Source organism: Salegentibacter sp. Hel_I_6 (assembly GCF_000745315.1).
Taxonomy (GTDB): Bacteria; Bacteroidota; Bacteroidia; order Flavobacteriales; family Flavobacteriaceae; genus Salegentibacter.
On sequence record NZ_JQNQ01000001.1, the window covers coordinates 672,087 to 688,707 of the forward strand.

Genomic DNA, 16,621 nt, shown 5'->3' on the forward strand with positions numbered 1-16,621 from the left:
TCACTATTTTTCAGTAACTTAACACAACCTATTTATTTTAGCCTCATCTATCATAGCTGCATTATTAACACTTAATTCAAAAGCTTATGAAATCTATTTTCTACTGGATGATGCTAATTCCTTTATTAGTATTCTCCCAAGACCAACAAAGTGACAATGAGGAATATCTCATTGTAGGAACTACAATTTTTTCTGCCAAAAGCGATAATGCGAAAGAATTTTCCGAAGGAATGAAAAACCTCAATGAGGAATTTCACGCTGAAGGTGCTATGGGTGTACGAATTTTCACAATTATGAATGGTCAAAACGCCTATGATTACATGGCCGTTATGGGTCCTATGCCCTGGAGTGCCTTAGATACTCCCAATCCAAATCAGGATGCACACGATCAAGACTGGGCAAATAATGTAGTACCCTATTTAGCCAGCGAAAAAGAAATAACTTTCTGGAGATTTCACAATAATTTCTCTCACTTCCCAACAGATTTCGAAATGAGCAAACTAAGAGTTACCGTTTGGGATATTGCGAGGGGAAAATATGATGAAATGATTTCTAAATTAGAAAAAGTAACCAATGTCCTAAAGCAAAAATCGCCAGAAACTCCTTTTGGAATATATACCAATGAATTCTCTTCTACCCAATCAGGCCAGGATCTTTCTGTTGTATATTTTTTCGACGACTTTGCCTGGCTAGGGAAAGACCAAAAACTTAAAGAGAAGTTTGATGAAGTTCACGGCTCAGGTTCGTTTGATTCCTTTGCAAAAGAATGGATGGATATCACCAATGGTGCCACTCAAGAATTATGGATCTACAATCAAAATCTTAGTGGCATTGGTCCACAGGTTACTACTTCTACAAATTAAATTAATTACAGAATTGATAATTGTAAATAGCCCGCTAAGCTTCAAAAGCTATGCGGACTTTAAAATTTAACCAAATTAATACCTCTAAAATTTTATAATTTCCCTTATCTCAAATCTGAAATTCTAATTAAATTCCTTAAAATTTCAGAATTTCTTATCTTGTGAAAAATTAACTAACTATCATGTTTGAGTTTGACCAGGAAACCTGGATTTACATCGCCCTCATCGCGGTTTTTCTTATTTATTTTATCTGGAATTCCCGCAGGGCTAAAAAAAACCGAAAAGCACGTAAAAATCGGAACTTCAGAAAGCGGTATATGGAACGCCGAAAAGACGAAAGATCTGAAACCGGAATTTGATTTCTCGCCGCATAAAAATATTGGTTTAAAGCTTCGTTTTGTACCTTTGAAAAGCAAAAAAAATTGAAATGAAGATTTATACCAAAACCGGTGACAAGGGTACCACTGCTCTTTTTGGGGGCACCAGAGTTCCCAAACATCATATTCGTATTGAAAGTTACGGCACTGTAGATGAACTCAACTCCCATATTGGCCTTATTCGCGATCAGGATACAGGAGAACACACCAAAAAAATATTAAGCAGAATTCAGGATAGGCTTTTCACTATTGGCTCAACCCTGGCTACAGATCCTGAAAAGCAAAAATTGAAGAGTGGTAAAGACCGACTAACTATTCCGAAAATTTCAGCTGAAGATATTGAACTTCTGGAAAAGGAGATGGATACAATGAATGAAGAACTTCCTGAAATGACCCATTTTGTGCTTCCCGGAGGCCACCAAAGCGTGTCATTCTGTCACATAGCCCGTTGTGTTTGCCGCCGTGCAGAGCGACTTGCCACCGCGTTGTACGAAATCGAAGCTTTTGACGAAGCCGTTTTGAAATACCTTAATAGACTTTCTGACTACCTATTTGTACTGGCACGGATGTTGTCTAGAAGATTAAAGGCCGAAGAGGTAAAGTGGATTCCTGAAAAATCTTAAATTTTCCAATAAGGCTTAGCAAGAATTATTAGTAAACTATCTCAAGGGCAACTCACCATTTAATAGTGAGAATTAATATTTTAATTCCACGACAAGTCCTGAAGCGTTTCAATCTCCGATTTTCGGTTAAAATCTATAATTTTTGCGTATGTTCTTAACGGTATTGATTAAATAATAGATTTTTTTCTTGGCTATTACCACAAAAAATTTATTTTTGCAAAAATAATAAACCTGATCAACCCATGTATTGGACTTTAGAATTAGCATCTTATTTAAGTGATGCACCCTGGCCAGCAACTAAAGACGAGTTAATTGACTATGCGATTAGAACAGGTGCTCCGCTAGAAGTAGTAGAGAACCTACAGGCAATTGAAGATGAAGGAGACTCGTATGATTCTATTGAGGAGATTTGGCCCGATTATCCCACTGATGATGATTATCTTTGGAATGAAGATGAATATTAAATAACAACGCGCAAAAAATAGAAAAAAGTCTCCAAAGTGAGGCTTTTTTTTTGCGTACATTTGAACCCGTATTAAACAAAAACTATTATGAGTTTTTTAAATTCTGTATTAAAAGTATTTGTTGGCGATAAATCAAAAAAAGACGTCAAGGAAATACAACCCATAGTTGAAAAGATCAAGGCGCTGGAAGCTGAGTTTGAAGCCCTTTCTATAGACGAACTAAGGGCGAAAACCGCTAGCTTTAAAGCGAAGATTAAGGAAGCTTTAAAAGATATAAATAAACAAATTGAAGATTTGGAAGCTGAGGCCGATGCCAGCGATGATATTACCAGAAAAGAAGATATCTATGCTGAAATTGATGCCCTTAAAGCGAAATCCTACGAAATTTCTGAAGGGGTTTTAAACGATATTCTGCCGGAAGCTTTTGCGACAGTAAAAGAAACCGCTAAACGCTTCTTCCATAACGAACAATTAAAGGTTACTGCAACAGAATTTGATCGCGAGATTTCCGCAGAAAAAGACTATGTTAATCTTGATGGAGATCACGCTATTTGGAACAACTCCTGGGATGCTGCCGGAAAACCGGTTACCTGGGATATGATTCATTATGAAGTTCAGTTAATTGGTGGGGTGGCAATGCACCAGGGTAAAATTGCAGAGATGCAAACTGGTGAAGGTAAAACACTTGTTGCAACCCTACCCATGTATCTTAATGCATTAACTGGCAACGGCGTGCACCTGGTAACGGTAAACGATTACCTGGCGAAAAGGGATAGCGCCTGGATGGCACCTCTTTTTGAATTCCACGGCTTGAGTGTAGATTGTATAGATTACCACAGGCCAAATTCAGCCTCTCGAAGAAAAGCCTACAATGCCGATATCACCTACGGAACTAACAACGAATTCGGTTTCGATTATTTGCGTGATAATATGTCTCACGCGCCTAACGATCTGGTACAACGTCCACATAACTTCGCCATTGTAGATGAGGTAGATTCAGTTCTAATTGATGATGCCCGTACACCGCTTATTATTTCAGGTCCAATTCCAAAAGGAGATGTGCACGAATTTAATGAGTTAAAACCTGCAATTTCTAATATTGTAGAATTACAACGTAAACACCTTACCAAGGTTCTTGCTGAAGCTAAAAAACTTATCAAGGAAGGAAACACCAAAGACGGTGCTTTCTTATTGCTTAGGGTTTATAGAGGGTTACCTAAAAACAAAGCACTTATTAAATTTTTAAGTGAAGATGGAATAAAACAATTACTGCAAAAGACCGAAAATCATTATATGCAGGATAATAACCGCGAAATGCCAAAAGTAGACGCGGACCTTTATTTCACAATTGAAGAAAAAAGCAATCAAATAGATCTTACCGATAAAGGTATTGAACTCCTTTCAGCCGACGGGGATTCAGATTTCTTTGTAATGCCTGAAATGGGTATGGAAATCGCCAAAATTGAAAAAGAAGGACTTCCCAAGGAAGAAGAAGCCGAGAAAAAAGAAGAACTTTTTAGAGATTACAGCGTAAAAAGTGAACGTATTCATACTTTACGCCAATTACTTAAGGCCTACACCCTATTCGAAAAAGACGACGAATATGTGGTAATAGATAATAAAGTTAAGATCGTAGACGAGCAAACCGGCCGTATTATGGATGGTCGTCGTTATAGTGATGGTTTACATCAAGCGATTGAAGCCAAGGAAAATGTAAAAATTGAGGATGCCACGCAAACCTTCGCTACCGTAACTCTTCAGAATTACTTTAGAATGTATGGCAAGTTATCTGGTATGACGGGTACAGCGGTTACTGAAGCAGGTGAATTATGGGAGATCTATAAATTAGATGTAGTGGAAATTCCTACTAACCGCCCTATCGCCAGAGACGATAAAGACGATTTGGTTTACAAAACCAAACGTGAAAAATATAACGCGGTTATAGAACACGTTACCGATCTTTCTAATGCTGGAAGGCCTGTGCTTATTGGTACAACTTCCGTAGAAATTTCAGAATTACTTTCCAGAATGCTGAAATTAAGGAATGTGCCGCATAACGTACTTAACGCGAAACTACACAAACGGGAGGCCGATATTGTTGCTGAAGCCGGTAAATCGGGTATTGTAACTATCGCCACGAACATGGCAGGCCGTGGTACCGATATTAAACTGAGTAAAGAAGTAAAAGAAGCCGGTGGTTTGGCCATTGTTGGTACAGAACGTCATGATTCACGTCGTGTTGACCGCCAGCTAAGAGGTCGTGCCGGCCGACAGGGAGATCCGGGAAGTTCACAGTTCTATGTTTCCCTTGAAGACAACCTAATGCGTTTATTCGGATCTGAAAGGATCGCGAAATTAATGGATAAAATGGGGCTGGAAGAAGGTGAAGTAATTCAGCATTCTATGATCTCGAAATCTATTGAACGTGCACAGAAAAAAGTAGAGGAAAATAACTTCGGAATTAGAAAGCGTTTGCTGGAATATGATGATGTGATGAACGCCCAAAGGGAAGTGATTTACAAACGCCGTTATCACGCATTGTTTGGCGATAGGCTTAAGGTTGATATCGCTAATATGATTTTTGATACTTCTGAAGCGATTACCGAAAACAATAAGCTTGCCCAGGATTACAAGAACTTTGAATTTGAACTGATTAGGTATTTCTCTATGAGTGCCCCGGTTTCAGAAGAAGATTTCGAGAAAATGGGCGTACAGAAAATCGCCGGAATTGTTTATAAAGAAGCCTACCAACATTACCAGGATAAAATGAAGCATAGTGCTTCCAGAGCATTCCCGGTAATCAAGCAGGTTTATGAAGATGAAAGCAACAATTTTGAAAGAATTTCGGTTCCATTTTCAGATGGCCAAAAAACCCTTCAGGTAGTTACTAATCTTGAAAAAGCTTACGAAACCGAAGGGGTTCAATTGGTTAAAGATTTCGAGAAAAATATAAGTCTCGCTATTATAGATGATGCCTGGAAAACTCACCTTCGCAAGATGGATGAGCTAAAACAGAGCGTTCAGTTGGCCGTTCACGAGCAGAAAGATCCTTTATTGATCTATAAATTTGAAGCTTTTGAATTGTTTAAAGCAATGTTAGATCAGGTAAATCGAGATGTAATTTCATTCCTTTTCAAAGGAGAAATTCCGGAAGGAAACATGTCTAACATTCACGAAGCAAGACAGCGTAAAAAAGAAAAAGTAGAAACCCAGAAGGAAGAAATTCCTAATATAGACGAAAGAGCTGCACAAAGCAGAGCTGCCGGAAATACCCAGCAGCAACGCCGTCCACAGGTTACCGAAACCATTACACGGGACCAACCAAAGATTGGCCGTAATGATAAGGTTACGCTTAAAAATGTAATGAGCGGTGAAAATAAAACTATGAAGTATAAACAAGCTATCCCACTTATAGAAAAAGGAGATTGGGTTGTTGTAAATCAATAGTTTAATTTTCAATTCCTTTAAAAAGGGCTATCTAAAATTCCAAATTCGGAAGCTTTGAGATAGCCCTTTCTTTTTTCATTTATTTTTTTAAGTAAATTAGCTCTCAACTAACCAATCAAAAAATGAAAAATTACGAGATAGAAATAAAATGGGGCGTTATTTTCTTCGCTGCATCTTTACTTTGGATGTATTTTGAAAAATTAATGGGCTGGCACGATGTGCTAATTGCCAAACATCCTATCTACTCAAACTTTTTCGGCTTAATTGCAATCGCGATTTACTTATTTGCTATTCACGATAAAAGAAAAATTTTTTTCCGCGGAAAAATGAGCTGGAAACAGGGTTTTATTTCCGGAGTTATTTTAAGCATTGTGATTGCGCTGCTTTCCCCTATTGGCACACTAATCACTCATTACCTGATTACCCCCGAATTTTTTGAAAATGCCATAGAAAATACCGTAGCCAGAAATGCTATGAGCCGCCAGGATGCTGAAGCTTACTATAGCTTAAATTCATACATAGTGCAATCTATTGCAGGAGCTTTAATGATGGGCGTGGTCACCTCAGCAATTGTTGCGCTTATTTTAAAAAGGAAATAATTAGGAATTTCTAAGTTTCAATAAATAATTGGGATTCGGGCAATTTTGCAAGTAAAAATCCAGGTCCCTTCTTGAAGTTACTCCGGGAAAATCACCAATTTTCTCCTTAAGTTCTTCAATGATTTGAAAATGCAAATGCGGGGCATAATCACCGTTTTCTTCAGGTGTTCCCAGTTGGGCTATTTTTTCTCCTTTTTTCACAGTAGTTCCGGGAGTAAGCTTTTTTAATGAAGCTCTGCTTAAATGACCGTATAGCGAGTAGAACTTCTTTTCTTCAAACTCATGCTCTAAAATTATGGTTGGTCCATAATCACCAAAATTGGTGTTATCATTAAAACTATGAATTTTCCCATCTAAAACCGCTAAAACATCGGTATAGGCATCAGCCCAAAAATCTAGACCTAAATGAATATTTCTATTGCTATCCTCATCTTCTGAAGTTGTAAAAAGATCGCTTCTTTTATATAGTTTCCGAACTTCAGAATACCCACCAAAAGCAACTTTTTTCCCGAAGGCATTTAAATATTCAGCTATATAATTAGAAAAAGCCCGGGAAGAAGACACATCTACTTTCCCAAGCGCTACATTATCTTCAGATAAATCTATAACAATATAATCTTCTTCTCTTAAGTTTACGTCTAAAACCTGGGTAAATCCAGAAGTTAATTGCGAAAGAAATTCAGAAAAATTGGTGGTTTCCATAAGCGATCTTTTAAACCCTTGGGCGTTCAAGAATCGCTAAAATTACAGTTTGAAATCTAATTTAACAAGACTTCACTAAAATTAGCTTTTATACTAATATTACCGCCTGCATCCTTTGATTTATGGTAGCCGCTTAGTTTCTTATTATCGTAAGATTCGCTACTTGTTAATTTTAAAGCATTCGGGTGTTTAATGTCGCTTTGCGTGCCACTATACATAAAATTAAAAGCCGAAGAAGGTAAACCTAATTTCAAATCACTATTCTCTAAATTTATATCCAGATTTTTAAAATTAGGACCCAGGCTTGCAATATTCAATTCCCCAAAATTCCCCGATAAAATTCCGGTATCTTCCAGTTCATTGATATTTACATTACTTGAATTCGAACTAAGCTTTATGCTTTTCACCTTATTAATTTTAAAGGTTTTTACATATTTAGCTTCCATAACTCCATAAGACCAGGAATTGATATTAACCGGGGTATAAGCTGCCTCAACTTTAGTATTCTTCCCATTTATCCTATCGGCAGTAAGTTTGCTGTGGGAAAGATCAGCCTGTAAATTATTGGTAGTTCCAGAAAGTTTTATTTCCCCATGGCGTACATCGAGCTTGAGTTTTCCGTTTTTTGGCATCTTTATTTTTAAGGTTTTTTTGGCCTTAGAATCACTTAATACCATCACTTTTCTTTTTACGTTTTCTTCATCTCCAAAACGAGCTTCCATTTGGGCACCAAAAGATTCGCCCCAAGCTTCCATATCTTTTCCAAAGCTATCCGCCCATTTTTCCATAGATTTTTCAAATTCTGCCTCATTTATATTCATTTTTAATTCAAAATTCTTTTCCCACTTTTCGGCATTTTTCTCAAATTGGCTGGCCCATTCTTCCATAGATTTTTCAAAATCTTCACCAAAATTTGCTTCTATCTCCTTTTCGAACTTAGCCATGTACTTATCTCCATCTTTTTGGTAAGCTTCATAATCAAATTTAATTTTCCCCATTTTCTCACTGAATTCCGGTGGAAGCGGCGCTCCCATACTTTCTCCCAAACTCTGCATAAGTGGTGTCACCAAATTGTTCATTAAAGGCTCTAGCATTTGCGGAAGACTGGCTAAAGGTTTTTCCAATCCGCTTAGATCTATATCACCATTCCATTGCATTCCACCTCCCGATGAAATACTAACTTCTGAAGCACTACCTGAGGTATTTAATTTCCAGGCGGCAAGTATTGCTTCCACCTCCTTCTTTCCGGCTTCATCGGTTTCTATAAAAGCTTCTATTTCAACTTCGTTTTTATCCCAGTAATCTACCACGATATTGGTATGGCTTGCATCTATTTTTACAGCAACATCACTTGAGGTTTTATAAGTTTTATCGAGCTTTTTTGTTTGTGCAAAAAGCATTACCGGAAGGCAAAGCAACATCACAACTATTAAATTATGCCTCGTAGTTTTCATATTCTGTATTTTTTGATTGTTTGATCTCCTTTAATTTATTCTTTAATTTATATAGCAAATCTACCCTTAACTGCAAGTTAGCGATCATCGCTTCCAGGGTTTCTTCATTGGGACCGGCATCCTCAATTTCTTTATTTAAGCGCTGATATTCTTTATCAAGTTCTGCCATTTGCTTCATAAAAGAATCAATTAGCGCTTTATTCTCTGGCGTAATATTGATCTTGGAAAGTTCAATGTTGAGACTTGCTAAATAATAATCTTCGATTTTCTTGAATTCCGGGGAAACTTCACTTAACTGAAAATTATTTTCTGAAGGTTTTAGTTGATCTTCTTTTTCTTCTGAAGCTTCTTCAGTTGGAGTATCTACTACTGAAGGTTCATTATTAAAATTATCTGCGCCTGAATTCAGAAAAAAGAATCCTACACCCAACGCTACAATAAGTACAGCTGCGATCTTTAGGAAAAAGAAAGAATTCTGTTCTTTTTCCTTCGGAAATTCTTTTTCCATACGATCTTCAAATCGTTTTTGGTGCCCTTTAGGTAGCGCATCTAGTTTGGGCTCCTTTTCATTTCTAAACATTTCTCTAATATCCTGTGCCATTTTTTATCGTCTTTAATTCTTCTTGCAATTTTTTCTTCCCTCTGTGTACCAGCGTCCGCGAGGCTACCGGACTTACATTCAAAATTTCTGATATTTCTTCGTGGTCATAACCCTCCATCAAAAATAACATTAGCGGGTATTTATATTTTTCTGGAAGTTTCTCTATACTTCTTTTTATTTCTTCCATTCCTATCCCGTCAACTACCTGCCAGTTATCGTCTTCTTCCGCAGGGCTTAAAATTTGTTCGTTAATCGCAACGAGTTCTAATTTTTTAGATTTCAGTTTATCAATACATTTATTGATCACAATTCTTTTAAGCCATGCTCCAAAAGTCACTTCACCTGTAAATTGCTGCAATTTCGCAAAGGCCTTTATAAAAGCCTCTTGCATTGCATCCTCGGCTTCAAAAGGATCTTTTAGAAAACGTAAAGCCACATAATGCATTCCCTGGCAATATTGATTATAGAGCTTCAGCTGGGCCCGCCGGTCATTATTTTTACAGGCTTCTATTAATTGATGCTGTATCATTTTTTTTGATTGGTTGTACTATAAAGACGAAGCTGTTCTACTAATGTTGCAAGCTTCTTTAAAATTCTAGTGGAAATTACATTTTTTTCTTTTTATTGCCTGCAATGAAGTTTGCACGCTTTTTGAATTATATTCAACAAATAGAAATGAAAAATGAAGAAACCGGCTAAAACGTTTTTAAAAATTGGTGGTATTATTATCGTAGTGGCTGCTGTTATTGTATTTATAACACGATACAGCACTAAAGCGCATAGCCCTGAAGATATTACTAGCTTCACACATGACGACTTAAAAATGGAAGTTTTTTATAACCGACCTTATAAAAAAGAAAGGGTTATTTTCGGAAACCTGGTGCCCTATAATGAAGTATGGAGAACAGGCGCTAATGAGGCCACTACTTTTGAAACTAATAAAGATATCATGGTAGATGGCTCACTTTTGAAAGCGGGAAAATATACCTTATGGACTGTTCCCATGGAAAATTCCTGGAAAGTGATTTTTAACGAGCAAATGTATCCCTGGGGGATTAATTTAGATGAGGAAGCTTATAGGGATCCACAATTTGATGCCCTGGTATTAGAAGTACCTACTAAAGATTTAGCCAAAACCATGGAACAATTCACCATCAATTTTCAAACTGAAAATGAATTTATTTATTTAAACCTAGCCTGGGATGAAACTCTCGTAAGCGTTCCTTTAAAACCGGAAAAGGCATAAAAGATAAAACCTCACAGGTTTCAAAATCCTGTGAGGCTTTTTTATTCTCGATCCTAAGCGTTACCTTAAAATAAAATTTTTATTAATCTTCGTCAACTAAAAGGTTTAGCGTTACGTCTATATTATCTCGTGTAGCTCTAGAGTAAGGACAAACTTCGTGAGCTTCATTTACTATTTTCTCTCCGGTTTCAACATCTACACCTGGTAAAAAGCAATCTAAAGTCACAGAAAGCTGTAGATTTTCCTCCTCGTTCAAACCTAATTTCACTACTGCACTAACACTCATATCTTCTCCTAACTCGATATCATGTTTTTTAGCTACTTGCTGTAAAGCGCCTCCAAAACAAGCAGAATAACCTGCTCCAAATAATTGCTCTGGGTTTGTGAAGTCTCCGCCTTCACCGCCCATAGATTTAGGCATACTTAATTTCACATCCAGTATTCCATCGTCACTTTTGGCGTGGCCTTTTCTTGCTCCTTTTGTTGTTACCGTTGTTTTATACAAATTTTTCATCGTTATTTAAGTTATATTAATTAGGCCTGAATATACCAAGCAAAAACAAGGCTCCCAAAGATCGAATTCATAAATTTGTCATAAATAAGCGCAGCTTGAACAAGAAGAAACATCAATCGGCATTAAGTGAATCTGGTAGTAAGCCAGCATCGGGGAATGTAAACCCTAATTCAGCTCAAAAAATAAGGGCTTCCAGAAAAAGTAAATTTTCAGAAGAGGATTTGCTTCAGCAATTATTAGATGGAAATAAAACCGCTTTAGGCCGTGCAATTACTTTGGTAGAAAGCAATCAATTTTCTCACAGGGAAAAAGCGCAGCAGCTTTTGGAAGGTGCCCTACCCTATTCTCAAAAATCTATCAGGATTGGAATTACAGGGGTACCCGGCGTGGGCAAAAGTACTTTTATTGAAAGTTTTGGCTCTTATTTAATAAAGCAAGGAAAAAAGGTAGCCGTTTTAGCAGTAGACCCCAGTAGTAGTGTTTCTCGTGGAAGTATCTTAGGGGACAAAACAAGGATGGAAAACCTGGTCACCGAAGAAAATGCTTTTATTAGACCATCGGCATCTGGATCGTCTCTGGGGGGCGTGGCGAAAAAAACCCGGGAAAGTATTTTACTGTGTGAAGCCGCAGGTTTTGATGTAGTACTTATTGAAACAGTGGGTGTTGGACAAAGTGAAACCACGGTGCATAGTATGACCGATTTCTTTTTATTGTTGAAATTGGCAGGAGCCGGAGACGAATTGCAAGGCATAAAACGCGGAATTATAGAAATGGCAGATGCCATTGTGATCAATAAAGCCGATGGGGATAATATTAAAGCAGCGCGAGAGGCTAAACTTGAATTTAACCGGGCGCTTCAGCTTTATCCTTCAAAAGAAAGCGGTTGGAAACCTAAAGTATTGCTTAGTAGCGCCTTAAAACAAACAGGAATAGATAGTGTTTGGGAACTTATTTCTGAATTTCAGCAAAATGTAAAAGAAAATGGATATTTCCTAAAAAATAGAAAAGACCAAAATAAATTCTGGCTTTTGCAAACTATAAACGAGCATCTCAAAAACCGATTTTATCAAAATCCTATAATGAAAAATGAACTTGAAATTAAGCTAAAAGCAATAGAGAACAATGAAATTACTGCGTTTGCTGCAGCAGATCTTCTTATTGAAAAGTTTGAAAATCTGGATTAAGTTTTCGGGAAAATTTTGTTTTGAGTCCATTCGTGAAGTTTGTAGAAAATAAAACCTAATAGGGCACCAATAAGCATTCCTACAATAATATCTCCGGGATAATGTACACCCAAATAAACACGGCTGTAGGCTACTAGCAGAGCCCATCCAACAAGCCATATAATCATTTTTGGAAATACTTTTCTAAATAATAAGCCAAGAAAAATAGCTACCCCCATAGAGTTTGAAGCGTGTGCTGAAAAGAATCCATAAGATCCACATCTTACCGCTACAAAGCGAATATATTCCATAATTCCTTCCTGCCGGCAAGGTCTTAAGCGCTCAAAAGCATCTTTGAAAACATTCCCAAGCTGATCTGTAGCAGTAATTAATAGTGTAATAAAGACCACCGTTACCAGGCTTGCTCTCCATCCAAATTTCTTAAAAATGAGGAATAGAAGTAAAGCATATAATGGGATCGCAGTCCACTTATCGGTGATTAACAGCCATAGCCAGTCCCAATTTTCGTTACCGAGATTATTGAGCCAAATAAATAATTTATGGTCTAATTCAATTAGTTGGTCCATCTAATCTTCCTCGTATCTCTCAACTTCTCTATCGTAGAATTCAGAAGCTTCTTTAATGAGATTTTCGGTTTCGTTTTCCAGTTCATCCTGATCGTGCTGATCAAATTCTTCTAACCATTCTACCTCATCATTTTCAAGATTAATTATAAAACGAGGAAACTCGGTATGAACTACGAAAATAGCAGTAGGATAATCGGTATTATCACCGAGAAGAAATTTAGGGAAATCCATAATTATATTTTTGATTGAACAAGGTTTGATTCTTGCAAAATAAGTTTTTTAGTCAAATAATTAAATCGAATGTACAACATTAATGCCGAAGCCGAGAGCCCTGCCAGGAGTCCCAGCCAAATTCCCATCGTCCCGAAATTTTCAGCTTTGCCAAAATACCAGGAAACCGGAAAACCGATAATCCAGTAAGAAATAAAACAAATTACCGTTGGGATTTTCACATCCTGAAGCCCTCTCAGTGCTCCCAGTATAACCACCTGCAAACCATCGCTTAACTGGAATAACGCTGCTACTACCAGTAATTGTGCCGCTAGTAGAATAACTTCAGCATTGTCTATATAGAATGTGGGAAGCCAGTCTTTCAATAAAATAAAGCCTAAAGCAAAAACGGCTTCAATTAAAAAAACCAGTAGAAAAGTGGACATCGCAATTCTTCGTAAATCTTTAAAATTAGCCAGTCCCTTTTGATTTCCTACCCTAATAGTTGCCGTAACTCCCAAACCAACGGCTATCATAAACGTCATGGAAGCGAGATTCAAGGCAATTTGATTTGCCGCCTGCGGATTTGTACCCAGCAATCCCGCCAGGAAAACAGTAGCTGTAAAAATACCTACTTCAAAAAGCATTTGTAAAGCAGTTGGGAAACCGAGGTTTAGTAACCTTTTAAATACATCAGAATTCAAAGATTCTTTTTTACCCCATTTAAAATATTCGGCGAATTTCTTTTTTCTCCTCAGAATTTCCCAAACAAACCACAGCATAAAGAAACGGGAAATTAATGTACCTATTGCCGCACCTTCCAGCTCCAACCTTGGAAAGATCCAGATTCCGTAAATAAGCAGATAATTAAAGATCACGTTCACAACATTAGCGATTAAGGTTGCGTACATCGCATATTTAGTTTGTGAAAGCCCATCGGCAAACTGCTTAAAAGCCTGGAAAATCATTAAAGGGATCATAGAAAATGCTACGATTTCCAGGTAAGGAATAGCAAGTTCTACAACTTCAGGTGGTTGATCTAAATAATACAAGACCGGTTTAGCGACTAATAAGGTAAGAAATAGTAAAACTCCATTTATAGCACATAAAATAACGCCGTGATGAAAATAGCTGCGCCCTTGATTAATATCCTGAGCGCCATCGGCTTCAGCAATTAGAGGCGTTATCGCGAAAGAAAATCCAATTCCAAGAGAAAGGGCTATAAAAACAAGACTATTACCTAAAGAAACCGCTGCAAGAGGTGCCGGGCCCAACTGCCCTATCATTAAATTATCTACAAGACCAACCAGTACATGCCCTAGTTGCCCAAGCATTACGGGGAAGGCTATGTTTAGATTCTTACTGAATTCCCTGGTATAAGCGCTTAGTTGCAAAACATAAATTTTGGCGGCAAAGATAGTAGGATTTTACCGGGCAAAAATTTAAATCGGGTTAAAGAATTAATTAAATTCTTTATCTAAAGTTTTTCGTCCTTTTCAAGGTCAATATGTTTCATACCATATTTATCTACTAAGTAAATTAGGGAAGTCATGGTGGCTGCTCCCAATTCTAACTCACGTTTGTTTACGTGCTCAAAAGTATCGGTCGCGGCGTGATGGTGGTCAAAATATCTTTGGGAGTCTGGTCTAAGCCCCGCAAGTACAATATCTCCTTTCTTCAAAGGCCCAATATCTGCCCCACTACCTCCTCTGCTAAAATAATGTATTAGGTATGGTTCAAAAAGTGGTTTCCAACTTTCTATTTGAGCAAATTGTGCATCATCGGCTTCAAACGAAAACCCGCGTGGGGTAAATCCGCCGGCATCACTTTCTAGTGCGAAAATGTGGTTTTCATTTTTATTTTCGGCTACTTCAGCATATTTATTTCCACCGCGTAAACCGTTTTCTTCGTTCATAAATAATACTACCCTTATAGTTCTTTTAGGTTGATAACCGGTTTCCTTGAACAATCTCAAAACTTCCATAGATTGTACAACACCGGCACCATCATCATGAGAACCATCACCAAGATCCCAGGAATCTAAATGCCCGCCAACAACCATAATTTCATCGGGAAATTCGCTTCCGGTTATTTCGCCAATTACATTATAAGATTGCACTTCACCGTGATTTTCTGAACTCAATTTATAGTAAAATTCAAGATCTTTTTTTAATTTCAAAATTCCGCTAAGGTATTCAGCATCTTTAGTGCTAATTGCCGCGGCGGGAATTCGTTTGCTATCAGGAAGATCTCCATAACTCATAGAACCCGTATGGGGGTTTTTATCAATTTTATGACTAACCGAACGAACTATTACCCCGGCAGCTCCATATTTTCCAGCTGCTTCAGCACCAGAATATCGCTGATCTACACAGCCACCATAAGCTTCAAAAGTTTGGATAAGTTCCGGTTGCATAGGCCGATTATAAAAAACGATTTTTCCTTTAATTTCATCTTTATAATTTTCCAGGTCTTCAATCCCCTGAACTTCTATAACTTTGGCTTTTAAACCACCGCCAGCAGTTGCTACAGAGCCGCCCAGGGCAGTTATATTAACTTCGGTAGTCATTCCCGGACCGGTTTGGATATAAGCGTGTTCTCGAGCTCCCCTTGTCCATTTTGGCACCATCACAGGCTGCAGCCAAACTTTATCGAGACCAAGTTCTTCTAACTGGGCTTTGGTATATTCCACCGCCTTTTCAGCATTTCTAGAACCTGATAATCTTCCACCAATATTATTAGAAAGATGATCCAACCAATCATAAGCCTGCCCTTTTACCAGGGCGGCATCATATAGCTTACGGATTTGAAGAGAATCCTTTGTTTTTTCTTCGGTTTGTGCTATTAGATTAGCACTAAAAATGAGGCAAAAAATGGCGAAAATGTATTTTTTCATCGGGTGAATTCGATTAATTTTTAAAACTTATAATTACGAAAATAAATATTCCTTCGGAAGCAATTCGCTTACTTTAGGTTTTTTATGAAACATTCATAGCAGAAATTTTTATTCTATGCATTATTAATTGATTTTCCTGAATGAAATTCATATTTGATAAAACAAAGAATGTGCCTTAATAATTAAGAAAATCAAATCTAACTGATCCACCATTTTAATCGGCTTCAAAAAAGATAAATTTTATATCTTCGCCGCTAAATTCTAGCAGTTTGAATAAAGAAGAGAAACAAGAGATCATCACGAAAGTAACCAGCCTTTTAAAGGAAATTCCTTCCTCTATGGATATTGTAAAAAAGGGAGGAAATCGCCACAAACGGTTTCAATACCTTGCTACACACATGGTAGAAAAGGCTATTGAAAAAGATGCATTGATTGTTTCTGAGAACCGAATGGGAATTGCTATTTTATTTAAAACCAGTAAAAAAGATGATAACTTTTTAAAAGATATCTGGACACAAATTGGTTTGGTTTTAAATGTCACTGGTGTTAGAAATGCTTATCGTATTGTAAAAAACCAGAATTATATCAAAAAGCAACGCCCGCAAGACGGTGAATATTTATACTGTTGGTTTTGGGGTATTTTAGCCGAATCCCGCGGTGCCGATACCCAGGTTGGTAAAGAAATGAAAGACGAGTTTTACCGGCAGGCAAATGAATATCAAATTCCACTCTATGCGGAAACCAGAATGCGTAAAAATGCCCTGGTTTACCAACGTTTTGGATTTGAGTTATTTCACGAATGGCAACACCCCAGCGGAGATACGATGTATTTTTTAAGATACAACCCGAGGCCCATAGAGAATGTATAAGTCTCT

At 37.4% G+C, this 16,621-nt stretch carries 18 protein-coding genes; 9 read left to right on the top strand and 9 right to left on the bottom strand.

Annotated features, from left to right (window positions below; translation table 11 throughout):
- The first annotated feature begins 86 nt into the window (after positions 1-86).
- The 6 genes from FG27_RS03020 to FG27_RS03045 all read left to right on the top strand — a co-directional run bounded on the left by FG27_RS03020 (position 87) and on the right by FG27_RS03045 (position 6,373).
- Complete coding sequence (locus tag FG27_RS03020; RefSeq protein ID WP_156101183.1) at positions 87-863, top strand: hypothetical protein; 777 nt, start codon at positions 87-89, stop codon at positions 861-863.
- A gap of 182 nt (positions 864-1,045) precedes the next feature.
- The gene (locus FG27_RS19200; RefSeq protein WP_197051656.1) at positions 1,046-1,222 is read left to right on the top strand and encodes a hypothetical protein; all 177 of its coding nucleotides are present in this window, start codon (positions 1,046-1,048) and stop codon (positions 1,220-1,222) included.
- A 68-nt stretch (positions 1,223-1,290) separates the two neighbouring features.
- Complete coding sequence (locus tag FG27_RS03030) at positions 1,291-1,863, top strand: cob(I)yrinic acid a,c-diamide adenosyltransferase (protein ID WP_037315339.1); 573 nt, start codon at positions 1,291-1,293, stop codon at positions 1,861-1,863.
- A 242-nt stretch (positions 1,864-2,105) separates the two neighbouring features.
- Positions 2,106-2,327, top strand: a complete 222-nt coding sequence (locus FG27_RS03035; protein ID WP_013070580.1) for a DUF2795 domain-containing protein — start codon at positions 2,106-2,108, stop codon at positions 2,325-2,327.
- Between the two features lie 87 nt (positions 2,328-2,414).
- Positions 2,415-5,774 carry a preprotein translocase subunit SecA gene (secA, locus tag FG27_RS03040; protein ID WP_037315345.1) on the top strand — a complete coding sequence of 1,120 codons (3,360 nt, stop codon included), beginning with the start codon at positions 2,415-2,417 and terminating at the stop codon, positions 5,772-5,774.
- 122 nt (positions 5,775-5,896) lie between these two features.
- The gene (locus FG27_RS03045) at positions 5,897-6,373 is read left to right on the top strand and encodes a DUF4199 domain-containing protein (protein WP_037315348.1); all 477 of its coding nucleotides are present in this window, start codon (positions 5,897-5,899) and stop codon (positions 6,371-6,373) included.
- On the opposite strand, the gene FG27_RS03050 is transcribed toward FG27_RS03045, so the two are convergent.
- The 4 genes from FG27_RS03050 to FG27_RS03065 are packed head-to-tail and all read right to left on the bottom strand — an operon-like array spanning position 6,374 to position 9,659.
- Positions 6,374-7,075 carry a peptidoglycan DD-metalloendopeptidase family protein gene (locus FG27_RS03050; protein WP_037315351.1) on the bottom strand — a complete coding sequence of 234 codons (702 nt, stop codon included), beginning with the start codon at positions 7,073-7,075 and terminating at the stop codon, positions 6,374-6,376.
- A gap of 56 nt (positions 7,076-7,131) precedes the next feature.
- Positions 7,132-8,529, bottom strand: coding sequence for a hypothetical protein (locus FG27_RS03055; RefSeq protein WP_037315354.1), 1,398 nt, complete (start codon positions 8,527-8,529; stop codon positions 7,132-7,134).
- Positions 8,510-9,130: a hypothetical protein gene (locus tag FG27_RS03060; protein ID WP_037315357.1), complete on the bottom strand. Its 621-nt coding sequence runs from the start codon at positions 9,128-9,130 to the stop codon at positions 8,510-8,512. Before FG27_RS03060 ends, FG27_RS03055 begins: the two co-directional genes overlap by 20 nt.
- Positions 9,114-9,659: an RNA polymerase sigma factor gene (locus FG27_RS03065; protein WP_037315360.1), complete on the bottom strand. Its 546-nt coding sequence runs from the start codon at positions 9,657-9,659 to the stop codon at positions 9,114-9,116. The genes FG27_RS03060 and FG27_RS03065 overlap by 17 nt, the downstream gene beginning before the upstream one ends.
- A 153-nt stretch (positions 9,660-9,812) precedes the next feature.
- Here FG27_RS03065 and FG27_RS03070 point away from each other — a divergent pair, with 153 nt between their 5' ends.
- The gene (locus FG27_RS03070) at positions 9,813-10,376 is read left to right on the top strand and encodes a DUF2911 domain-containing protein (protein ID WP_037315362.1); all 564 of its coding nucleotides are present in this window, start codon (positions 9,813-9,815) and stop codon (positions 10,374-10,376) included.
- 82 nt (positions 10,377-10,458) lie between these two features.
- On the opposite strand, the gene FG27_RS03075 is transcribed toward FG27_RS03070, so the two are convergent.
- On the bottom strand, positions 10,459-10,890 hold the full coding sequence (locus FG27_RS03075; protein WP_037315365.1) for an organic hydroperoxide resistance protein: 432 nt from the start codon (positions 10,888-10,890) through the stop codon (positions 10,459-10,461).
- Positions 10,891-10,985: 95 nt separating this feature from the next.
- Between FG27_RS03075 and meaB the strand changes: the two genes are divergently transcribed.
- Positions 10,986-12,074, top strand: a complete 1,089-nt coding sequence (gene meaB, locus FG27_RS03080) for a methylmalonyl Co-A mutase-associated GTPase MeaB (RefSeq protein ID WP_037315368.1) — start codon at positions 10,986-10,988, stop codon at positions 12,072-12,074.
- On the opposite strand, the gene FG27_RS03085 is transcribed toward meaB, so the two are convergent.
- From FG27_RS03085 to FG27_RS03100, 4 genes are all read right to left on the bottom strand, one after another.
- A complete protein-coding gene (locus tag FG27_RS03085) occupies positions 12,071-12,640 on the bottom strand; it encodes a phosphatase PAP2 family protein (protein WP_037315370.1) in 570 nt (189 codons plus the stop codon). The genes meaB and FG27_RS03085 overlap by 4 nt on opposite strands.
- Positions 12,641-12,871 (bottom strand): hypothetical protein, encoded by a 231-nt coding sequence (locus FG27_RS03090; RefSeq protein ID WP_037315373.1) that lies wholly within the window; start codon positions 12,869-12,871, stop codon positions 12,641-12,643. It lies immediately after the preceding gene.
- A gap of 2 nt (positions 12,872-12,873) precedes the next feature.
- Entirely contained in the window at positions 12,874-14,244 is a 1,371-nt protein-coding gene (locus tag FG27_RS03095; RefSeq protein WP_037315376.1) for an MATE family efflux transporter, read from the bottom strand.
- An 83-nt stretch (positions 14,245-14,327) separates the two neighbouring features.
- On the bottom strand, positions 14,328-15,746 hold the full coding sequence (locus FG27_RS03100) for a M20/M25/M40 family metallo-hydrolase (RefSeq protein ID WP_037315379.1): 1,419 nt from the start codon (positions 15,744-15,746) through the stop codon (positions 14,328-14,330).
- 269 nt (positions 15,747-16,015) lie between these two features.
- Between FG27_RS03100 and FG27_RS03105 the strand changes: the two genes are divergently transcribed.
- Positions 16,016-16,615: a hypothetical protein gene (locus tag FG27_RS03105; protein WP_037315381.1), complete on the top strand. Its 600-nt coding sequence runs from the start codon at positions 16,016-16,018 to the stop codon at positions 16,613-16,615.
- Positions 16,616-16,621: the final 6 nt, after the last annotated feature.

Excerpts from the sequence above, each read along its gene's own strand:
- FG27_RS03050 (WP_037315351.1), bottom strand. The coding sequence starts at position 7,075 with ATGGAAACCACCAATTTTTCTGAATTTCTTTCGCAATTAACTTCTGGA.
- FG27_RS03075 (WP_037315365.1), bottom strand. The coding sequence starts at position 10,890 with ATGAAAAATTTGTATAAAACAACGGTAACAACAAAAGGAGCAAGAAAA.
- FG27_RS03085 (WP_037315370.1), bottom strand. The coding sequence starts at position 12,640 with ATGGACCAACTAATTGAATTAGACCATAAATTATTTATTTGGCTCAAT.
- FG27_RS03055 (WP_037315354.1), bottom strand. The coding sequence starts at position 8,529 with ATGAAAACTACGAGGCATAATTTAATAGTTGTGATGTTGCTTTGCCTT.
- FG27_RS03045 (WP_037315348.1), top strand. The coding sequence starts at position 5,897 with ATGAAAAATTACGAGATAGAAATAAAATGGGGCGTTATTTTCTTCGCT.
- FG27_RS03030 (WP_037315339.1), top strand. The coding sequence starts at position 1,291 with ATGAAGATTTATACCAAAACCGGTGACAAGGGTACCACTGCTCTTTTT.
- FG27_RS03100 (WP_037315379.1), bottom strand. The coding sequence starts at position 15,746 with ATGAAAAAATACATTTTCGCCATTTTTTGCCTCATTTTTAGTGCTAAT.
- secA (WP_037315345.1), top strand. The coding sequence starts at position 2,415 with ATGAGTTTTTTAAATTCTGTATTAAAAGTATTTGTTGGCGATAAATCA.
- FG27_RS03090 (WP_037315373.1), bottom strand. The coding sequence starts at position 12,871 with ATGGATTTCCCTAAATTTCTTCTCGGTGATAATACCGATTATCCTACT.
- FG27_RS19200 (WP_197051656.1), top strand. The coding sequence starts at position 1,046 with ATGTTTGAGTTTGACCAGGAAACCTGGATTTACATCGCCCTCATCGCG.
- FG27_RS03035 (WP_013070580.1), top strand. The coding sequence starts at position 2,106 with ATGTATTGGACTTTAGAATTAGCATCTTATTTAAGTGATGCACCCTGG.
- FG27_RS03020 (WP_156101183.1), top strand. The coding sequence starts at position 87 with ATGAAATCTATTTTCTACTGGATGATGCTAATTCCTTTATTAGTATTC.
- FG27_RS03065 (WP_037315360.1), bottom strand. The coding sequence starts at position 9,659 with ATGATACAGCATCAATTAATAGAAGCCTGTAAAAATAATGACCGGCGG.
- FG27_RS03060 (WP_037315357.1), bottom strand. The coding sequence starts at position 9,130 with ATGGCACAGGATATTAGAGAAATGTTTAGAAATGAAAAGGAGCCCAAA.
- FG27_RS03070 (WP_037315362.1), top strand. The coding sequence starts at position 9,813 with ATGAAGAAACCGGCTAAAACGTTTTTAAAAATTGGTGGTATTATTATC.